At 62.5% G+C, this 18,634-nt stretch carries 16 protein-coding genes; 14 read left to right on the top strand and 2 right to left on the bottom strand.

Annotated elements, in window-relative coordinates:
• Window positions 1-4 precede the first annotated feature (4 nt).
• Window positions 5-703 (bottom strand): bifunctional 2-polyprenyl-6-hydroxyphenol methylase/3-demethylubiquinol 3-O-methyltransferase UbiG, encoded by a 699-nt coding sequence (gene ubiG, locus AWB76_RS21100; protein WP_061162073.1) that lies wholly within the window; start codon window positions 701-703, stop codon window positions 5-7.
• Between the two features lie 191 nt (window positions 704-894).
• Window positions 895-1,557: an outer membrane protein OmpA gene (ompA, locus tag AWB76_RS21095; RefSeq protein WP_061162072.1), complete on the bottom strand. Its 663-nt coding sequence runs from the start codon at window positions 1,555-1,557 to the stop codon at window positions 895-897.
• Between the two features lie 698 nt (window positions 1,558-2,255).
• On the opposite strand from ompA, the gene gyrA reads away from it, so the two are divergent.
• The 14 genes from gyrA to rfaD all read left to right on the top strand — a co-directional run bounded on the left by gyrA (window position 2,256) and on the right by rfaD (window position 18,565).
• Window positions 2,256-4,901 (top strand): DNA gyrase subunit A, encoded by a 2,646-nt coding sequence (gene gyrA, locus AWB76_RS21090; RefSeq protein ID WP_074171380.1) that lies wholly within the window; start codon window positions 2,256-2,258, stop codon window positions 4,899-4,901.
• A 145-nt stretch (window positions 4,902-5,046) separates the two neighbouring features.
• Complete coding sequence (locus tag AWB76_RS21085; RefSeq protein ID WP_061162114.1) at window positions 5,047-5,658, top strand: DUF2059 domain-containing protein; 612 nt, start codon at window positions 5,047-5,049, stop codon at window positions 5,656-5,658.
• Between the two features lie 208 nt (window positions 5,659-5,866).
• Window positions 5,867-6,949 (top strand): 3-phosphoserine/phosphohydroxythreonine transaminase, encoded by a 1,083-nt coding sequence (gene serC, locus AWB76_RS21080; RefSeq protein ID WP_061162113.1) that lies wholly within the window; start codon window positions 5,867-5,869, stop codon window positions 6,947-6,949.
• A gap of 26 nt (window positions 6,950-6,975) precedes the next feature.
• Window positions 6,976-8,058: a prephenate dehydratase gene (gene pheA, locus AWB76_RS21075; protein ID WP_061162070.1), complete on the top strand. Its 1,083-nt coding sequence runs from the start codon at window positions 6,976-6,978 to the stop codon at window positions 8,056-8,058.
• 54 nt (window positions 8,059-8,112) lie between these two features.
• Window positions 8,113-9,039 (top strand): prephenate dehydrogenase, encoded by a 927-nt coding sequence (locus AWB76_RS42195; protein ID WP_244173411.1) that lies wholly within the window; start codon window positions 8,113-8,115, stop codon window positions 9,037-9,039.
• A gap of 24 nt (window positions 9,040-9,063) precedes the next feature.
• A complete protein-coding gene (aroA, locus tag AWB76_RS42190) occupies window positions 9,064-10,368 on the top strand; it encodes a 3-phosphoshikimate 1-carboxyvinyltransferase (RefSeq protein WP_061162068.1) in 1,305 nt (434 codons plus the stop codon).
• Window positions 10,369-10,429: 61 nt separating this feature from the next.
• On the top strand, window positions 10,430-11,110 hold the full coding sequence (gene cmk / locus AWB76_RS21060) for a (d)CMP kinase (RefSeq protein WP_061162112.1): 681 nt from the start codon (window positions 10,430-10,432) through the stop codon (window positions 11,108-11,110).
• A 126-nt stretch (window positions 11,111-11,236) separates the two neighbouring features.
• On the top strand, window positions 11,237-12,967 hold the full coding sequence (rpsA, locus tag AWB76_RS21055) for a 30S ribosomal protein S1 (RefSeq protein ID WP_208606594.1): 1,731 nt from the start codon (window positions 11,237-11,239) through the stop codon (window positions 12,965-12,967).
• Between the two features lie 23 nt (window positions 12,968-12,990).
• Window positions 12,991-13,320, top strand: coding sequence for an integration host factor subunit beta (locus AWB76_RS21050; protein WP_061122718.1), 330 nt, complete (start codon window positions 12,991-12,993; stop codon window positions 13,318-13,320).
• Between the two features lie 295 nt (window positions 13,321-13,615).
• On the top strand, window positions 13,616-13,909 hold the full coding sequence (locus AWB76_RS21045; RefSeq protein ID WP_061162066.1) for a LapA family protein: 294 nt from the start codon (window positions 13,616-13,618) through the stop codon (window positions 13,907-13,909).
• Window positions 13,910-13,951: 42 nt separating this feature from the next.
• The gene (gene lapB, locus AWB76_RS21040; RefSeq protein ID WP_061162065.1) at window positions 13,952-15,127 is read left to right on the top strand and encodes a lipopolysaccharide assembly protein LapB; all 1,176 of its coding nucleotides are present in this window, start codon (window positions 13,952-13,954) and stop codon (window positions 15,125-15,127) included.
• A gap of 82 nt (window positions 15,128-15,209) precedes the next feature.
• Window positions 15,210-16,613, top strand: a complete 1,404-nt coding sequence (locus AWB76_RS21035) for a UDP-glucose dehydrogenase family protein (RefSeq protein WP_061162064.1) — start codon at window positions 15,210-15,212, stop codon at window positions 16,611-16,613.
• The gene (gene rfaE1 / locus AWB76_RS21030; protein ID WP_061162063.1) at window positions 16,579-17,553 is read left to right on the top strand and encodes a D-glycero-beta-D-manno-heptose-7-phosphate kinase; all 975 of its coding nucleotides are present in this window, start codon (window positions 16,579-16,581) and stop codon (window positions 17,551-17,553) included. The genes AWB76_RS21035 and rfaE1 overlap by 35 nt, the downstream gene beginning before the upstream one ends.
• Before the next feature lie 19 nt (window positions 17,554-17,572).
• Window positions 17,573-18,565 carry an ADP-glyceromanno-heptose 6-epimerase gene (gene rfaD / locus AWB76_RS21025; RefSeq protein ID WP_061162062.1) on the top strand — a complete coding sequence of 331 codons (993 nt, stop codon included), beginning with the start codon at window positions 17,573-17,575 and terminating at the stop codon, window positions 18,563-18,565.
• The last annotated feature ends 69 nt before the right edge of the window (window positions 18,566-18,634 follow it).

Below are 18,634 nucleotides of genomic sequence, written 5' to 3'. Positions count from 1 at the left end.
GGTGTCAGGCTTCGCGGCGGCAAGCCATCATGTAGTTGATGCTCGAGTCGTTTGACAGGCCGAAGTGTCTGGAGATCGGCCGATACGTGATGCCCTTGATATCGACGGGCAAAAGCGAAGCGGCGCGCGCGTACGTGGCGAGTTCCGACGGCTTGATGAAGCGCGCGTAATCGTGCGTGCCACGCGGCAGCATCCGGGCGATATATTCCGCGCCGATAACGGCAAACAGATACGCCTTCGCGTTGCGGTTCAACGTGGAGAAGAACACCCAGCCGCCCGGCTTCACGAGCGCGGCGCATGCGGCGACGGTGCCCGCGGGATTTGGCACGTGCTCGAGCATTTCCATGCAGGTGACGACATCGTAGGAGCCCGGTTCGCGCGCGGCGAGCGCCTCCGCCGAGATTTCCTCGTAGGCGACTTCGACACCGCTTTCGAGACTGTGCAGATCGGCGACACCGAGCGCGCTCGACGACAAATCGATGCCCTTCACGTTCGCGCCGCGCGTGGCCATCGACTCGGAGAGAATGCCGCCGCCGCAGCCGATATCGAGAACACGTTTGCTCATCAGATGCGCATGCGCATCGATCCAGTCGAGCCGAACCGGGTTCAGTTCATGCAAGGGCTTGAACTCGGCGTTCGGGTCCCACCAGCGATGCGCGAGCTCGCTGAATTTCTGCAGTTCGTGGGGATCGACGTTGGTCATGTTCGGAAGTGCCTTGTTTGATTCGTGAATCGATTAGAACCGAGTATATAGGCGCCGCAATGGGCGGGCAAAAAGCGGAAAACATGAAGCCTACCCGAATCGGCGGCGCATCACGCGATTGCATAAAAGCTTCGGGCATAAAAAAACCCCCGCCGAGGCGGGGGTTTGATCTGCGGCAATCGAGCTCGCTATTACTGCTGCGGCTGACGCGTCGTGCCGACAACTTCGACTTCCACGCGACGATCCGGTGCGAGGCAGGCGATGAGTTGCTTGCGGTTCTTCTGTTGGCAGCTACCCTTCGTGACCGGGTCGCGCTTGCCCTTGCCTTCCGTGTAGATACGGTTGGCTTCGATGCCCTTGCTGACCAGGTAAGCCTTCACAGCTTGCGCACGGCGCAGCGACAGACGATCGTTGTACTTGTCCGAACCGATGCGGTCGGTGTAACCCGTTGCAACCACGACTTCGAGGTTCAGCGCGCCGATCTTCGATGCCAGATCGTCAAGCTTTTCCTTACCAGCCGGCTTCAGGACTGCCTTGTCGAAGTCGAACAGAGCGTCAGCCTGGTACGTGACCTTCTGGCTCTGGATGACCGGAGCGGCCGGAGCGACCGGTGCCGGCGGCGTCGGTGCTTGCGCGACCAGCGCGCCATCGCACTTCGCGTTTGCCGTAGCCGGCGTCCAGAATGCGTCGCGCCAGCACAGTTCGTTCGTGCCGTTCATCCACACATACTCGCCCGTTCCGTTCACCCAGTTATCGTTCACGGCTTGTCGCGAGGCCGGCACCGACTGTGCCGAGGCCGATGCAGCCATAACTGCGGTAGCTGCAATGAACGCGAGCTTTGAAAGTTTATTCATATTTCTCCTCTCGAAATTGAGATTACCGCAGGTTTACTGCGAGCCTGTAGACGAAGACAAGTCATACATTGCTCGAAGTATAACATTCCCTACGGAACAAAACGCGCTGTATAGACTTCGAGCAGTGTCTAACTTTGTGCGTTGGCATTTTGCCATATCGTTCCCTTGCAACGATAAAAATATCCCCGCACGCTGCACGCCCGCAACCTTATGTGGTGCATGCGCAACAAGAAAGGGACAGGAGACGGTCCAGGTCGAAGAAGGCGCGAAACGTGCGCACATTACGTGCCCGAGAGCGATTTCCTGCGTATTTTTACCGTGGGTACTTTTTCGATGGTCAAAACGACGAGGCGGCATGATAGCCCGCCCGGATGACGAATTGACGGAATACGTTCCCCGGTATTTGTAAGTAATTGGTACAGCGTTGCGCATTACGAAGTGAGCGTGCACATTCCGGTTCGATCGCTGCGAACACACTGTATGTATACGGCAGTCGTCCGGGCGCGGATGTCGCGCATGGTAGAATCTTTCGATGCGCTGCCTTCGCACGCATAAAAAATGGCATGCGCTGCATCAGCAGCGCGCAGCGTACGTCGGCTACGCGCCACGCCGGCGCATGTCGCGCGAGCGGCGGGCGAGTCTCGCGAAACCGTCGCGCGCGCTGCCGTGTCGCCGCTGCAAAGTTCAAGACACGGATAATGGATCAATTCGCCAAAGAGACTCTGCCAATCTCCCTCGAGGAGGAAATGCGCCGTTCGTATCTCGATTACGCGATGAGCGTGATCGTCGGGCGCGCGCTTCCCGATGTCCGCGATGGCCTGAAGCCAGTGCATCGCCGGGCGCTCTACTCGATGCACGAGCTGAACAACGACTGGAACCGCGCATACAAGAAGTCCGCGCGTATCGTCGGCGACGTCATCGGTAAATACCATCCTCACGGCGACGCGTCCGTCTACGAGACGATCGTTCGCATGGCGCAGCCGTTCTCGCTGCGCTACATGCTGGTCGACGGCCAGGGCAACTTCGGTTCGGTCGACGGCGACAACGCCGCGGCCATGCGTTACACCGAAATCCGCATGGCGAAGATCGGCCACGAACTGCTGGCCGACATCGACAAGGAAACCGTCGACTTCGGTCCGAACTACGACGGCAGCGAAAACGAGCCGCTCGTCCTGCCGGCGCGCATTCCCAATCTGCTGATCAACGGCTCGGCCGGCATCGCGGTCGGCATGGCGACCAACATTCCGCCGCACAACCTGCGCGAAATCGTCGACGCCTGCCTGCATCTGCTGAACACGCCCGAAGCCACCGTCGACGAACTCATCGAGATCGTGCCGGCGCCGGACTTCCCGACCGCCGGCATCATCTACGGCGTCGCGGGCGTGCGCGACGGCTATCGCACGGGGCGCGGGCGCGTCGTGATGCGCGCGGCCACGCACTTCGAAGAGATCGACCGCGGCCAGCGCCAGGCGATCATCGTCGACGAAATACCGTATCAGGTGAACAAGCGCACGCTGCTCGAGCGCATCGCGGAACTCGTCAACGAGAAGAAGCTGGAAGGCATTTCCGATATCCGCGACGAGTCCGACAAGAGCGGCATGCGCGTCGTGATCGAGCTGAAGCGCGGGGAAGTGCCGGAAGTCATTCTGAACAACCTGTACAAGCAGACGCAGCTTCAGGACACGTTCGGCATGAATCTGGTCGCGCTCGTCGACGGCCAGCCGAAACTGCTGAATCTGAAGGAAATGCTCGAATGCTTCCTGTCGCATCGACGGGAAGTGCTGACGCGGCGCACCGTATACGAACTGCGCAAGGCGCGCGATCGCGGGCATGTGCTCGAAGGTCTCGCCGTCGCGCTCGCGAACATCGACGAATTCATCGCGATCATCAAGGCCGCGCCAACGCCGCCGATCGCGAAACAGGAACTGATGGCGCGTCCGTGGGATTCGTCGCTCGTGCGCGAGATGCTCACGCGCACCGAGACCGAGGCTACGGGCGGACGCGCGGCGTATCGTCCGGAAGGCCTGAATCCGGCGTACGGGTTGCAGGAAGACGGTCTGTATAAATTGTCGGACGTGCAGGCGCAGGAAATCCTGCAGATGCGTCTGCAGCGCCTGACCGGTCTGGAGCAGGACAAGATCGTCGGCGAGTATCGCGAAGTGATGGCGCAAATCGCCGACCTGCTCGACATCCTCGCGCGGCCGGAGCGGATTCGCCAGATCATCGTCGAAGAGCTGGGCCAGATTCGCGCCGAGTTCGGCGACGACCGCCGCTCGCGTATCGAGATGAACGCGACCGAGCTCAACACCGAAGATCTGATCACGCCTACCGACATGGTCGTCACCATGTCGCACTCGGGCTACGTGAAGTCGCAGCCGCTTTCCGAGTATCGCGCGCAGAAGCGCGGCGGTCGCGGCAAGCAGGCGACGCAGATGAAGGAAGACGACTGGATCGACACGCTCTTCATCGCGAACACGCACGACCACATGCTGTGCTTCTCGAATCGCGGCCGCGTGTACTGGATCAAGGTCTATGAAGTGCCGCAAGGCTCGCGCAACTCGCGCGGCCGTCCGATCGTCAACATGTTCCCGCTGCAGGACGGCGAGAAGATCAACGTCGTGCTGCCGATCAAGGAATTCTCGGCGGACAAGTACGTATTCATGACGACCGCGCTCGGCACCGTCAAGAAGACGCCGCTCGAGGCGTTCAGCCGTCCGATGAAGAAGGGCATCATCGCGGTCGGTCTCGACGAAGGCGATTACCTCATCGGCGCGGCGATCACCGACGGCGAGCACGACGTCATGCTGTTCTCCGACGCCGGCAAGGCCGTGCGCTTCGACGAGAACGACGTGCGCGCGATGGGCCGCGAGGCGCGCGGCGTGCGCGGCATGCAACTGGAAGACGGGCAGCAGGTCATCGCAATGCTCGTCGCGGGCGGCGAGAACCAGTCGGTGCTGACGGCGACCGAAAACGGCTACGGCAAGCGCACGCCGATCAACGAGTACACGCGTCATGGCCGCGGCACGAAGGGTATGATCGCGATCCAGACTTCGGAGCGAAACGGCCGCGTGGTCGCCGCGACGCTCGTGGAGCCTGAAAGCGAGATCATGCTCATCACCACCGCCGGCGTGCTGATTCGCACGCGAGTTTCGGAAATCCGCGAAATGGGCCGTGCAACTCAAGGTGTTACACTCATCAGCCTTGACGAGGGAACGAAGTTGTCGGGACTGCAGCATATCGCCGAAGCAGAAGCCGAGGCCGAACTCGAAGCAGACGCTGCTTCGGAAGATGCAGCAGCCAAACCTGGCGACGCGCAAAACAACGAAGGCGAAGACGACGCCTGATATTTTTTGTGTCGTAAGTCTCTCGTTATCGCTTTTGAAAGCTCGGATTAGTTAAGCTGCGCGACGTGAGCTCGTAGCCGGCGTCGGAAAGACGCGCAAAGCTCGTCGACAGTGCTGAACTGGATATTTTTTACAGGGAGTAATGATGCAAGGACGTTTCAAGCAGTGGATGTTGCTGGCCGCTTTCGTGCCGACCTTCGCGATGGCTCAGTCGCTTCAGAATCAGGCGCCCGCGCAAACGGCCGCACCGGCAGCCGCAGCAGCACCGGTTGATCCGGCCAAGCAAGCCGCGATCAAGGACCTGCTCGACGCGATCGACGCACAGAAGCTGGTCGGTGCGATTGGTAACAGCGCGCAGATGCAATCGAAGCAGCTCGTGCCGGCGATCCTCTCGGACGCGCTGTCCGAGAACAAGACGATGAACGACAAGCAGAAGCAGGCTGCCGTTCCGGCGCTGCAGAAGAACGCAGTGCCGAAGCTGGTCGATTCCGCTGGCCAGGTCTTCGCAACCGACGCATTCCGCAAGGACGCGATGCAGGCTCAGTACGACGCATACGCGAAGTACTACTCGACGGACGAGATCAAGGATCTGACCAACTTCTACAAGAGCACGACTGGCCGCAAGTTCATCCAGGTCCAGGACCAGGTTGGCCGCGACGTCGTGAACGGTCTGATGCAGAAGTACATGCCGCAAGCCATCAAGGCAACGCGCACGCAAGCCGATCAGGAAGTGGCGAGCGTCAAGCCCGCCAAGTAAGCCCGGCGGCATCGGTCTGACGCAAATCCGCCAGCGGGGCTCGCCGCCCCGTGCATTGGCGGGTTTTCAGGACAGTGCGATAATGGCTGTTTGCGCGTGAGCGCAAGCAGCCATTTCTTTTTCGGGCGTGGAAACGGTGAAGGCGCGGTTTTCGTTGCATTCGCCGTGCAATTCGCGCCTGTCGAATCAGAATTTCCGGGATCTCCAGATGCGCGTGTTCAATTTCTCCGCCGGCCCAGCCGCCATGCCAGAAGAAGTCCTGAGGCAAGCAGCCGATGAAATGCTCGACTGGCAAGGCAGCGGCATGAGCGTGATGGAAATGAGCCACCGCGGCGCGGAGTTCATGTCGATCCACGAGGCGGCGCTCACCGATCTGCGCGAGCTGCTGAATGTGCCGGCGTCGCATCGCATCCTGTTTCTGCAGGGCGGCGGCATCGGCGAAAACGCCATCGTGCCGATGAACCTGCTCGGCAAGAAGCAGACCGCAGACTTCGTCGTGACCGGTTCGTGGTCGACGAAATCGTTCAAGGAAGCGCAAAAGTATTGCACGCCGCATCTCGCGGCGAACGGCAAGACCGAAGCAGGCTTCACGCGCGTGCCGGCCTTCAGCGAATGGAAGCTGTCGGACGATCCGGCTTACGTGCATCTGTGCAGCAACGAAACCATCGACGGCGTCGAAGCCTTCGAGATTCCCGATCTGGGCGACATCCCGCTCGTCGCGGATGCGTCGTCGCACATCCTGTCGCGCCCGATGGACATCGCCAAATACGGCGTGCTCTTCGGCGGCGCGCAGAAGAACATCGGCATGGCGGGCGTGACCGTCGTGATCGTGCGCGAGGATCTGCTCGACCGCGCGCTGGCCATTTGTCCGTCGGCGTTCGAATGGAAGATCGTCGCCGAGAACAACTCGATGTACAACACGCCGCCCACCTACGCGATCTACATCGCCGGGCTCGTCTTCAAGTGGCTGAAGAAGCAGGGCGGCCTGAAGGCGATCGAGGCGCGCAACGTCGAAAAGGCGAAGCTGCTGTACGACACCATCGATTCCAGCGATTTCTACGTCAACAAGGTCGAGCGCCAGAACCGTTCGCGCATGAACGTGCCGTTCTTCCTTGCCGACGAATCGCGCAATACCGATTTTCTGGCCGGCGCGAAGGCGCGCGGGCTGTTGCAACTGAAGGGCCACAAGTCCGTCGGCGGCATGCGGGCATCGATCTACAACGCGGTGCCGATCGAGGGCGTCAAAGCGCTCGTCGATTACATGAAGGAATTCGAGCGCGAAAGCGCTTAAACCTGGCTTCAAACATCAAGCACCGCATGGACGACGATCTCAATTCAAGACTCAAACCGCTGCGTGAGCGCATCGACGCGCTCGACGCGCAACTCATCGCGCTGCTGAATCAGCGTGCTTCCGTCGCGCTGGAAGTCGGCGAGGTGAAGAAGCATTTCAATGCGCCCGTGTTTCGTCCGGAGCGTGAGATGCAGGTCATCGCGCGTTTGCAGGAAATGAGCGACGGCCCGCTCGCCGACGACCAGATCGCGTCGATCTGGCGCGAGATCATGGCCGCGAGCCGCGCGCTCGAACAGACCATCAGCGCCGCGTTTCTCGGGCCGGTCGGCACGTACAGCGAACAGGCGATGTTCGAATACTTCGGGCATTCGATTCAGGGCGTGCCGTGCCCGTCGATCGACGAAGTGTTCCGCGCCGTCGAAGCGGGCGCCGCGCAGTACGGCGTCGTGCCGGTCGAGAATTCGGCGGAAGGCGCGGTGTCGCGCACGCTGGATCTGCTGCTGCAGACCTCGCTTTTGATCGGCGGCGAACTCGCGTTGCCGATCCATCACAATCTGCTGACGGCATCGGGCACGCTCGACGGCGTGAAGCGCGTATGCGCGCATCCGCAAGCGCTCGCGCAGTGCCAGCGCTGGCTCTCCGCGAACGCGCCGCACCTGGAGCGCCACGCGGTGTCGAGCAATGCGGAAGCCGCGCGCATGGCGGTCGAGGATTCTACGGTCGCGGCCATCGCCGGCGATCGCGCCGCGACGCACTACGGTCTCGGCGTCGTGTTCTCGATGATTCAGGACGATCCGCACAATCGCACGCGTTTCGTGATCGTCGGCAAGCAGCCGACGGATTCGAGCGGTCACGATCAGACTTCGCTCATCGTCACGGTGAAGAACGAGTCCGGCGCAGTGTTCAAGCTGCTCGAGCCGCTCGCGAAGCACGGCGTCTCGATGACGCGGTTCGAATCGCGCCCGGCGCGCTCGGGCGCGTGGGAGTACTACTTTTATATCGACATCGAAGGCCATCGCGACGATGCCGCGGTTGCCGCCGCGCTCGACGAACTCGGGCGCAAGTCCGCGTTCCTGAAGATCCTCGGTTCGTATCCGCGGGCGCGCTGAACCGTTCGCTTCCTGTGCAATCCGCGTCGCACGACGCGTTTTTATCGATGTCCCGTGGCTGTGTTCTCTTTCGACAAACTGGTTATTTTCGGCGTCGGTCTCATCGGCGGATCGCTCGCTCGCGCGTTGCGTGAGCGCGCCGGGCTCGCGGGCCGCATCGTCGGCGTGGGGCGTTCGGCTGCTTCGGTCGAACGCGCGCTCGAACTCGGCGTGATCGACGAAGCCGCCGCGCTCGACGACGACACCGCGCTGGCAAAAGCGCTCGAAGGCGCGGACGTCGTGCTGCTCGCCGCGCCCGTCGCGCAGACCGAGCCGCTGCTCGCGCGCATCGCGCCGTTTCTCGACGCGCGGACCATCGTCACCGACGCCGGCAGCACGAAAACCGATGTCGTCGCGGCGGCGAAGCGCGCGCTCGGCGCGCGTGCCGCGCAGTTCGTGCCGGGGCATCCGATCGCCGGGCGTGAGTCGAGCGGCGTCGAGGCCGCATTGCCGGAGTTGTACGTCGAACGCAACGTCGTGCTGTGTCCGCTGCCCGAGAATGCGGCGGATGACGTCAAGCGCATCGCGTCGATGTGGCGCGCGACCGGCGCGTGCGTGCGTCAGATGAGCGAGGCGCAGCACGATCGCGTGTTCGCGTCGGTGAGTCATTTGCCGCATGTGCTGTCGTTCGCGCTCGTCGACCAGATTCTCGAGACGCCCGACGCCGATCTGAAATTCTCCTTCGCCGCGGGCGGTTTCCGCGATTTCACGCGTATCGCGGCATCGAGCCCGGAAATGTGGCGCGATATCTGTCTCGCGAACCGCGCCGCGCTGCTCGCCGAGCTCGACGATTACACCGCGGTGCTCGCGCGTTTTCGCGCGGCGATCGATGCGTCGGATGGCGCGGCGCTCGAAGCGGCGTTCGCGCGCTCGCGCGTCGCGAGAAAAGAATGGCAGGAACGCGGCGGCATCAAGCCTTCGAACGACATCGCCGCCAAGTAATCTGCGAAGAACCAAGGACACACTATGGAACACCTCGATCTCGGACCTTTCTCCCGCGCGTCCGGCACGGTGCGCTTGCCCGGCTCGAAGAGCATTTCGAACCGCGTGCTGCTGCTCGCGGCGCTCGCGAACGGCGAAACGTCCATCACGAATCTGCTCGATTCCGACGACACGCGCGTGATGATCGCCGCGCTCAAGAACCTCGGCGTCGCCGTGCGTGAAGAGGGCGAGCGCGTGATCGTCGGCGGGACGGGCGGCGCGTTTCCGTCGAAATCGGCGGAGCTGTTTCTCGGCAACGCGGGCACGGCGGTGCGTCCGCTGACCGCGGCGCTGGCCGTGAACGGCGGCGAGTATCGCGTGCACGGCGTGCCGCGCATGCACGAGCGGCCGATCGGCGATCTCGTCGACGGGCTGCGCCAGATCGGCGCCGCGATCGATTACGAACTCAACGACGGCTTTCCGCCGCTCCGGATTCACGCCGCGAAGATCGCTGTCGACCGTCCGATTCGCGTGCGCGGCGACGTGTCGAGCCAGTTTCTCACCGCGCTGCTGATGAGCCTGCCGGTCGTGCAGGGCCGTAACGGTCCCGTTACGATCGAGATCGAAGGCGAACTTATCTCGAAGCCGTACATCGACATCACCATTCGTTTGATGGAGCGCTTCGGCGTGAGCGTCGAGCGCGACGGCTGGACGCGCTTCACGATTCCCGCCGGCGTGAGCTACACGTCGCCGGGCGCGATCATGGTCGAAGGCGATGCGTCGTCGGCGTCGTATTTTCTGGCCGCGGGTGCGATCGGACACGGGCCGGTGCGCGTGCAAGGCGTAGGGCGTTCGAGCATTCAGGGCGACGTCGGTTTCGCGGATGCGCTGAATCGGATGGGCGCGAACGTGATGATGGGCGAGGACTGGATCGAAGTGCGCGGCGTCGAGTCGGACGACGGCAGGCTTGCGCCCATCGACATGGACTTCAACCTGATCCCCGATGCCGCGATGACGATTGCCGTGGCCGCGCTTTTCGCAAGCGGCACGACGACGCTGCGTAACATCGCGAGCTGGCGCGTGAAGGAAACCGACCGCATCGCCGCGATGGCGACCGAGCTGCGCAAGGTCGGCGCGACGGTGGAAGAGGGCGCGGACTATCTCGTCGTCACGCCGCCGGCGGCACTGACGCCGGACGCCGCGATCGACACCTACGACGATCACCGCATGGCGATGTGCTTCTCGCTCGTGAGTCTCGGCGGCGTGCCGGTGCGCATCAACGATCCGAAGTGCGTGAACAAGACCTTCCCGGACTACTTCGAGCGTTTCTCGACGCTCGTGAGGGCATGACGTGAAACGCGATGCCATCGACTTCAACTACCGTAATAACGGGCCAGAACGCGAAGAACCCATGAAACCGACCCGTCCTTTCGACCCCACTCCTGTAATCACCATCGACGGGCCGACGGCATCGGGCAAGGGCACGGTCGCGGCAATCGTCGCCGCGACGCTCGGCTTTCACCTGCTCGACAGCGGTGCGCTGTACCGGCTCGCGGCGCTCGCGAGCCTCCGCTACGAGGTCGAAGCTGACGACGCGCCCGGCCTTGCAAAACTGGTCGAAGCGCTCCATATCACGTTCCGCGAAGGCTGCGCGCAGCTCGACGGCGTGGACGTATCGGGCGAAATCCGCAAGGAAGAAATCGGCAACCGCGCCTCCGCGATCGCCGTGCATCCCGAAGTGCGGCAGGCGCTTATCGCGCGTCAGCGGGCCTTTCGCAAGCGCCCGGGCCTTGTCGCCGACGGCCGCGACATGGGCACCGTGATCTTCCCGGACGCCACGCTGAAGGTGTTTTTGACCGCGAGCGTCGAGGCACGCGCGGCCAGACGGCATAAGCAATTGATGCAAAAAGGTTTTTCTGCTAATATGGATGACTTGCTGCGTGATTTGCGCGCACGCGACGCCCGGGACATGAACCGGAGCGCCGCGCCGCTCAAGCCTGCTGCGGATGCGAAGACGCTGGACACCTCCGGTCTGTCGATCGATCAAGCGGTCGAACGGATCATCGGCTGGTACAGCGAAGTTCGCGTGTAGTGAGTTTTTGTAGTTCAGTAAGGTGCTCCGCCAGAAGCGGAGCGTGTGTTAAACCTCTTAACCCCGTATGGCGTTGCGCTTTTGGGTCAAACCCGCCGGTTCATTCGGAACCACCGCGCAAAAGCCGTGCAAATACAGATTTTTATGTCCGACCTGCAAACCTCCACCCCGAATACCGAATCCTTTGCGGCTCTGTTCGAAGAGTCGCTGACCAAGCAGGACATGCGCGCCGGCGAAGTGATTTCCGCCGAAGTCGTGCGTGTCGACCACAACTTCGTGGTCGTCAACGCTGGTCTCAAGTCCGAAGCCTATATTCCGCTCGAAGAGTTCCTGAACGACGCGGGTGAAGTGGAAGTGCAGGCGGGCGACTTCGTTTCCGTCGCGATCGACGCGCTGGAAAACGGCTATGGCGACACCATCCTGTCGCGCGACAAGGCGAAGCGTCTCGCTTCGTGGCTGTCGCTGGAAAAGGCGCTGGACAACAACGAACTCGTGACCGGCACGATCACCGGCAAGGTCAAGGGCGGCATGACCGTGATGGTCAACGGCATCCGCGCGTTCCTGCCGGGTTCGCTGGTCGACACGCGTCCGGTCAAGGACACGACGCCGTACGAAGGCAAGACGCTCGAATTCCGCGTCATCAAGCTCGATCGCAAGCGTAACAACGTGGTGCTGTCGCGCCGCGCGGTCATCGAAGCGACGCAGGGCGAAGAGCGCGCGAAGCTGCTCGAGACGCTGAAGGAAGGCGCGATCGTCGAAGGCGTGGTCAAGAACATCACCGACTACGGCGCGTTCGTGGACCTCGGCGGCATCGACGGCCTGCTGCACATCACCGACATCGCATGGCGCCGCGTGCGTCACCCGTCGGAAGTGCTGTCGGTTGGCCAGGAAGTCACCGCCAAGATCCTCAAGTTCGACCAAGAGAAGAACCGCGTTTCGCTCGGCATCAAGCAGCTCGGCGACGATCCGTGGGAAGGCATCTCGCGCCGTTACCCGTCGGGCACGCGCCTGTTCGGCAAGGTCACGAACATCACCGACTACGGCGCATTCGTCGAAGTGGAATCGGGCATCGAAGGCCTCGTCCACGTGTCGGAAATGGACTGGACCAACAAGAACGTCGCGCCGTCGAAGGTTGTCCAGCTGGGCGACGAAGTCGAAGTCATGGTTCTCGAAATCGACGAAGACCGCCGCCGTATCTCGCTCGGCATGAAGCAGTGCAAGCCGAATCCGTGGGATGACTTCAGCCGCAACTTCAAGAAGGGCGACAAGATCAGCGGCGCCATCAAGTCGATCACCGACTTCGGCGTGTTCATCGGTCTGCCTGGCGGCATCGACGGTCTGGTTCACCTGTCGGATCTGTCGTGGTCGGAAACCGGCGAAGAAGCCGTCCGCAAGTACAAGAAGGGCGACGAAGTCGAAGCCGTGGTTCTGGGCATCGACGTCGAGAAGGAGCGTATTTCGCTCGGCATCAAGCAGCTCGAAGGCGACCCGTTCAGCAACTTCGTCGCGATCAACGACAAGGGCGCAATCGTCGACGGCGTCGTGAAGTCGGTGGACGCGAAGGGTGCAGTCGTCACGCTGACGGCGGATGTCGAAGGCTACCTGCGTGCTTCGGAAATCGCGCAAGACCGCGTGGAAGATGCGCGCAACGTGCTGAAGGAAGGCGAGAAGGTCAACGCGATGATCATCAACATCGATCGCAAGTCGCGTGGCATCAACCTGTCGATCAAGGCGAAGGATTCGGCCGAGCAGCAGGAAGCCATGCGCAGCCTGCAGGGCGACTCGAACGCCGCCGCGACCGGCACGACCAACCTCGGCGCGCTGCTCAAGGCCAAGCTCGACGGCCAGAACAGCTAAGCCCTTAACGGCACAGCTGCAGAATGACCAAATCGGAATTGGTCGCCCAGTTGGCGTCGCGATTTCCGCAACTTGTCCTCAAGGATGCGGATTTCGCGGTGAAGACGATGCTCGATGCGATGTCGGAGGCCCTGGCCAACGGTCACCGCATCGAGATTCGCGGCTTCGGCAGCTTCGGGCTCAATCGTCGTCCGTCGCGCGTCGGGCGCAATCCCAAGTCGGGTGAGAAGGTGCTGGTGCCGGAGAAATTCGTGCCGCACTTCAAGCCGGGCAAGGAGTTGCGCGAACGCGTGGACGGTCGCGCGGGCGAGCCGCTGAAGCAGTCGAATGACGACGATGCGGACGATCTCTGATCGGCGCGCATTGTGACTGATGATCCGTCTGGATTTTCGGTTCGCGGCGTCGGCCAACGAGGCAGTCGACCAGAAAAGCACCCTTCGGGGTGCTTTTTTTATGCGCGGCGTTTTGCGATCGATAAAGCCGGGCGACGGGTGCGTTGTTTGCTAAAAATTTCTGCGGCGACCTGGCGACTGCCGGCGCTCCGGTGCATCAATTACAATACCGGTCACTTTGACCTGGGTGTTCAACCGCGCAGGCCCGGCCAGAATGGAAGGGCCGTCTGGTGCAACCGCTCTTGCGAGACCCTACATGAAATTCATCGTCTGGCTGATCCGCGTTCTGGTATTCGTGCTGCTCCTGGTGCTGGCGCTCGCCAATACCCAGACCGCAACGCTGAACTTCCTCGCTGGCTACGCCTGGCAGGCGCCGCTGATTCTCATCGGCCTGGCGTTTTTCGTCGTCGGATTGCTCGCGGGGCTCGTGTCGGCGGTGCCGGCGAGGGTGCGTCTGCGCATGGAAAACGGCCGCCTGAAGCGCGAGCTGCGTGTCGCGCGCGAGACGCCGGTGGTGAAGGAAGAACCGCCGATGCCGCCGCTCATCTGATGTTTCGCGCAAGCAGACACCTCACATTCAACGACTAATCGCATGGATCTAGACTTCTGGTGGCTGCTCGTCATTCCCGTCGCTTTCGCGCTGGGGTGGATGGCGTCCCGCTATGACTTGAAAGCGCTGTTGTCCGAAAATGCGAACCTGCCGCGCTCGTACTTTCGCGGCCTCAATTTTCTCCTCAACGAACAACACGACAAGGCGATCGATGCGTTCATCGAAGTCGCCAAGCTCGATCCCGAAACCATCGAGCTGCACTTCGCGCTCGGCAATCTGTTTCGCCGCCGTGGCGAAACGGATCGCGCGATCCGCGTGCATCAGAATCTGTTGAGCCGGGCCGACTTGCCGGTCGCCGAACGCGATCACGCGCTCTACGAGCTCGGACAGGACTTCCTGAAGGCGGGCTTGCTCGACCGCGCGGAGGAAACGTTCAAGTCGCTCGGCACGGGCGACTATTCGCTCGGCGCGCAGCGGGCGCTTCTGACCATCTACGAAATCGAGAAGGACTGGCCGAAGTCGATCACGACGGCCGAGCAGATCGAAAAGATGGGCGCGCCGTCGCTGCATATGGAAATCGCGCATTTTCATTGCGAGCTCGCGCAGGAGGCGTTGCAGCGCAAAAACCCGGACGGCGCGCGCGCCGAACTGAAGCTCGCGCTGGCATCGAATCCAGATAACGTGCGCGCGACCATTCTCGCGGGCGATGTCGAAGCGGCCGCGGGCAACGTCGATGCCGCGATCGCGCACTGGAAGCGCGTCGAGGAGCAGAACGAGGCGTATCTGCCGCTCGTCGCCGAGAAGCTGATGAAGGCGTACAGCGCGCTCGGGCGCAAGGACGAAGGCGTCGATCTGCTGATCGATTACGCGACGCGTTATCCGTCGAACGATTTGCTCGATGTCGCCTACAAGCACGTCCAGGAACTGCGCGGTCTCGAGGCGGCGCACGAACTCGCGCGCAGGCAGATGCAAAGCGCGCCGAATCTCGCGGGCATGACGCGGCTGCTCGAAGCGCAGGAAGCGACGGCCGAGGAGCCGCGCCGCGGAGAACTCGAACTGATGCGTAATCTGGTGAAACAGCGCACTAAGAATCTGCCGCGCTATACGTGTCAAACTTGCGGATTCCGCGCACGACTATTCTATTGGCAATGCCCCGGCTGCAGCGGCTGGGAGACGTACGCACCGCGTCGCGTCGAGCCGATCACGAGCTCGGCCTGAGTTCGCGCGGCAAGCATGACATCGGGCGGCGCGTGAATGCGCCGCTTCCGCCACCGGCATTTCAGGAACAACCGGAAAGCGTATGAAAGTGACCATCGTCGGCACGGGTTACGTCGGTCTCGTAACCGGCGCGTGCCTTGCCGAAATCGGCAATGACGTGTTTTGCGTGGACGTCGATCCGCGCAAGATCGAAATTCTCAACAATGGCGGCGTGCCGATCCACGAGCCGGGCCTTCAGGAAATGCTCAGGCGCACGCGCGCGGCGGGCCGCATCCAGTTTTCCACCGACGTGAAAGCGAGCGTCGAGCACGGCGACATCCAGTTCATCGCGGTGGGCACGCCGCCCGACGAAGACGGTTCCGCCGACCTGCAGTACGTGCTTGCCGCGGCGCGCAACATCGGCAAGTATTCGAACGGCTTCAAGGTGATCGTCGATAAATCGACGGTGCCGGTCGGCACGGCGCTGCAGGTGAGGCGTGTCGTCGAGGAAGAACTGAAGGCGCGCGGGCTCGAGGGCTCGGAGAAGCACGGCTTCTCGGTCGTCTCGAATCCCGAGTTCCTGAAGGAAGGCGCGGCCGTCGACGACTTCATGCGGCCGGATCGCATCGTGATCGGCATCGACGACGACCGCGCGGGCAACCTCGCGCGCGAGAAGATGAAGCGCCTCTACACGCCGTTCAACCGCAATCACGAACGCACGCTGTACATGGACGTGCGCTCGGCGGAATTCACGAAATACGCCGCCAACGCGATGCTCGCGACGCGCATCTCGTTCATGAACGATCTGTCGAATCTCGCGGATACGGTCGGCGCCGATATCGAATCGGTGCGGCGCGGCATGGGCTCGGACCCGCGCATCGGCTATCACTTCCTGTATGCGGGCTGCGGTTACGGCGGCTCGTGCTTCCCGAAGGACGTGCAGGCGCTCGCGCAAACGGCGCGCGAGAACGGCCACACGCTGCGCGTGCTCGAAGCGGTCGAGGCGGTCAATCACGACCAGAAGGAAGTGCTCGTCAACAAGATCGTGAAGCGCATGGGCGAAGACCTGCGCGGGCGCACGTTCGCCGTGTGGGGTCTCGCGTTCAAGCCCAATACCGACGACATGCGCGAAGCGTCGAGCCGGCGCATCATCGAGTCGCTGCTGGCGCGCGGCGCCACCGTGCGCGGCTATGATCCCGTCGCGCGCGACGAGGCGCAGCGCGTGTTCGCGCTCGATCTCGCCGATCGCCCGGACGACTTCAAGCGTCTGAACCTCGTGACGACGCAGCAAGACGCGCTGACGGGCGCGGATGCGCTCGTCATCGTGACCGAATGGAAGGAATTCAAGAGCCCGGATTTCTGGCACTTGAAGAGCGCGCTGAAGACGCCGGTGATCTTCGATGGCCGCAATCTGTATGAACCGGAAGCGATGGCCGAAATGGGCATCGACTACTTTGCAATAGGACGTCCCCATGTCGAACTCGACCGCAACGGCAGCAGCCGCTAGGACCGATATTCCCGTCGTACCGCTCGCGCGCATTTCAGCGGCGCGCGTGCTGGTGGTCGGCGATGTGATGCTCGACCGCTACTGGTTCGGCGACGTCAACCGCATCTCGCCCGAAGCGCCCGTTCCGGTCGTTCACGTGCAGCGGAAGGAAGACCGGCTCGGCGGTGCGGCGAACGTCGCGCGCAACGCGGCGGCGCTCGGGGCGCAGGCTGGCTTGCTCTGCGTGGTCGGGCATGACGAGCCGGGCGAGCGCGTCGTCGAGCTACTCGGCGAAAGCAAGGTCGCGGCGCATCTCGAGCGCGATCCCGAGCTGCTCACGACCATCAAGCTGCGCGTGCTGTCGCGTCAGCAGCAACTGCTGCGCGTCGATTTCGAGAACACGCCGAACCATGAAGTGCTGCGCGCGTGTCTCGAACGCTTCACGGAAATCCTGCCGCAGCACGACGTGATCCTTATGTCCGACTATGCGAAGGGCGGCCTCACGCACGTCACGCAGATGATCGCCGACGCGAAGCGCGCCGGAAAGCCCGTGCTCGTCGATCCGAAGGGCGACGACTGGGACCGTTATCGCGGCGCGACGCTCATCACGCCGAACCGCGCGGAACTGCGCGAAGTGATCGGCCAATGGAAGTCGGAGGAAGACCTGCTGGAACGCGTAACGAAGCTGCGCGCCGATCTCGATTTCTCCGCGCTGCTGCTCACGCGCTCGGAGGAGGGCATGACGCTCTTCACCGAGAACCGGGTGCTGCACACGTCGGCCGAAGCACGCGAAGTGTATGATGTCTCGGGCGCGGGCGACACCGTCATCGCAACGGTCGCGACCATGCTGGGCGCGGGCGTGCCGCTCGTCGACTCGATCGTCTATGCGAACCGCGCGGCGGGCATCGTCGTGGGCAAGCTCGGTACGGCGACCGTCGACTACAACGAACTCTTCGCCTGACCTTACCTGATATCACGCCATGACCATCATCGTTACCGGTGCGGCCGGCTTCATCGGCAGCAATATCGTCAAGGCGCTCAACGAGCGCGGCGAGAACCGCGTGATCGCGGTCGACAACCTCACGCGCGCCGACAAGTTCAAGAATCTCGTCGATTGCGAGATCGACGATTACCTCGACAAAACCGAGTTCGTCGAGCGCTTCAAGCGCGGCGATTTCGGCCGCGTGCGCGCGGTGTTCCACGAAGGCGCCTGTTCGGACACGATGGAGACCGACGGCCGCTACATGATGGACAACAACTTCCGCTACAGCCGCGACGTGATGGACGCGTGCCTCGCGCAGGGCGCGCAGTTCCTGTACGCGTCGTCGGCGGCGACATACGGCGGATCGAGCCGTTTCGTCGAGGAGCGCGAAGTCGAGAAGCCGCTCAACGTCTACGGCTATTCGAAGTTCCTCTTCGATCAGATCGTGCGGCAGGTGCTGCCGAAGGCGCAGAGCCAGATCGCGGGCTTTCGCTACTTCAACGTGTACGGCCCGCGCGAGACGCACAAGGGACGCATGGCGTCGGTCGCGTTCCACAACTTCAACCAGTTCCGCTCGGAAGGCAAGGTCAAGCTCTTCGGCGAGTACAACGGTTACGCAGCCGGCGAGCAGACGCGCGACTTCATTTCGGTCGAAGATGTCGTGAAGGTGAACCTGTTCTTCTTCGATCATCCGGAGAAGTCGGGCATCTTCAATCTCGGCACCGGACGCGCGCAACCGTTCAACGACATCGCATCGACGGTCGTGAACTCGTTGCGCGCGATGAACGGCGAAGCGGCGCTGTCGCTCGCGGAACTCGTGCAGCGCGGGCTGATCGAGTATGTGCCGTTTCCGGACGCGCTGCGCGGCAAGTATCAATGCTTCACGCAGGCGGATCAGTCGAAGCTGCGCGCAGCGGGCTATGACGCCTCGTTTCTCACGGTTCAGGAAGGGGTCGATCGCTACGTACGTTGGCTATTCGGCCAGCTATAAACGCGCGTCTCGCCTCTCTAAACTGGGTCTCACGGTTGGCGCTGGTGCCAGCCGGTTCTTCACGGAGAC

The organism is Caballeronia temeraria (genome assembly GCF_001544795.2).
GTDB classification, from domain to species: Bacteria; Pseudomonadota; Gammaproteobacteria; order Burkholderiales; family Burkholderiaceae; genus Caballeronia; species Caballeronia temeraria.
Note: the sequence above shows the minus strand (reverse complement) of the source record. Positions and strands in the feature narration are given on the sequence as shown.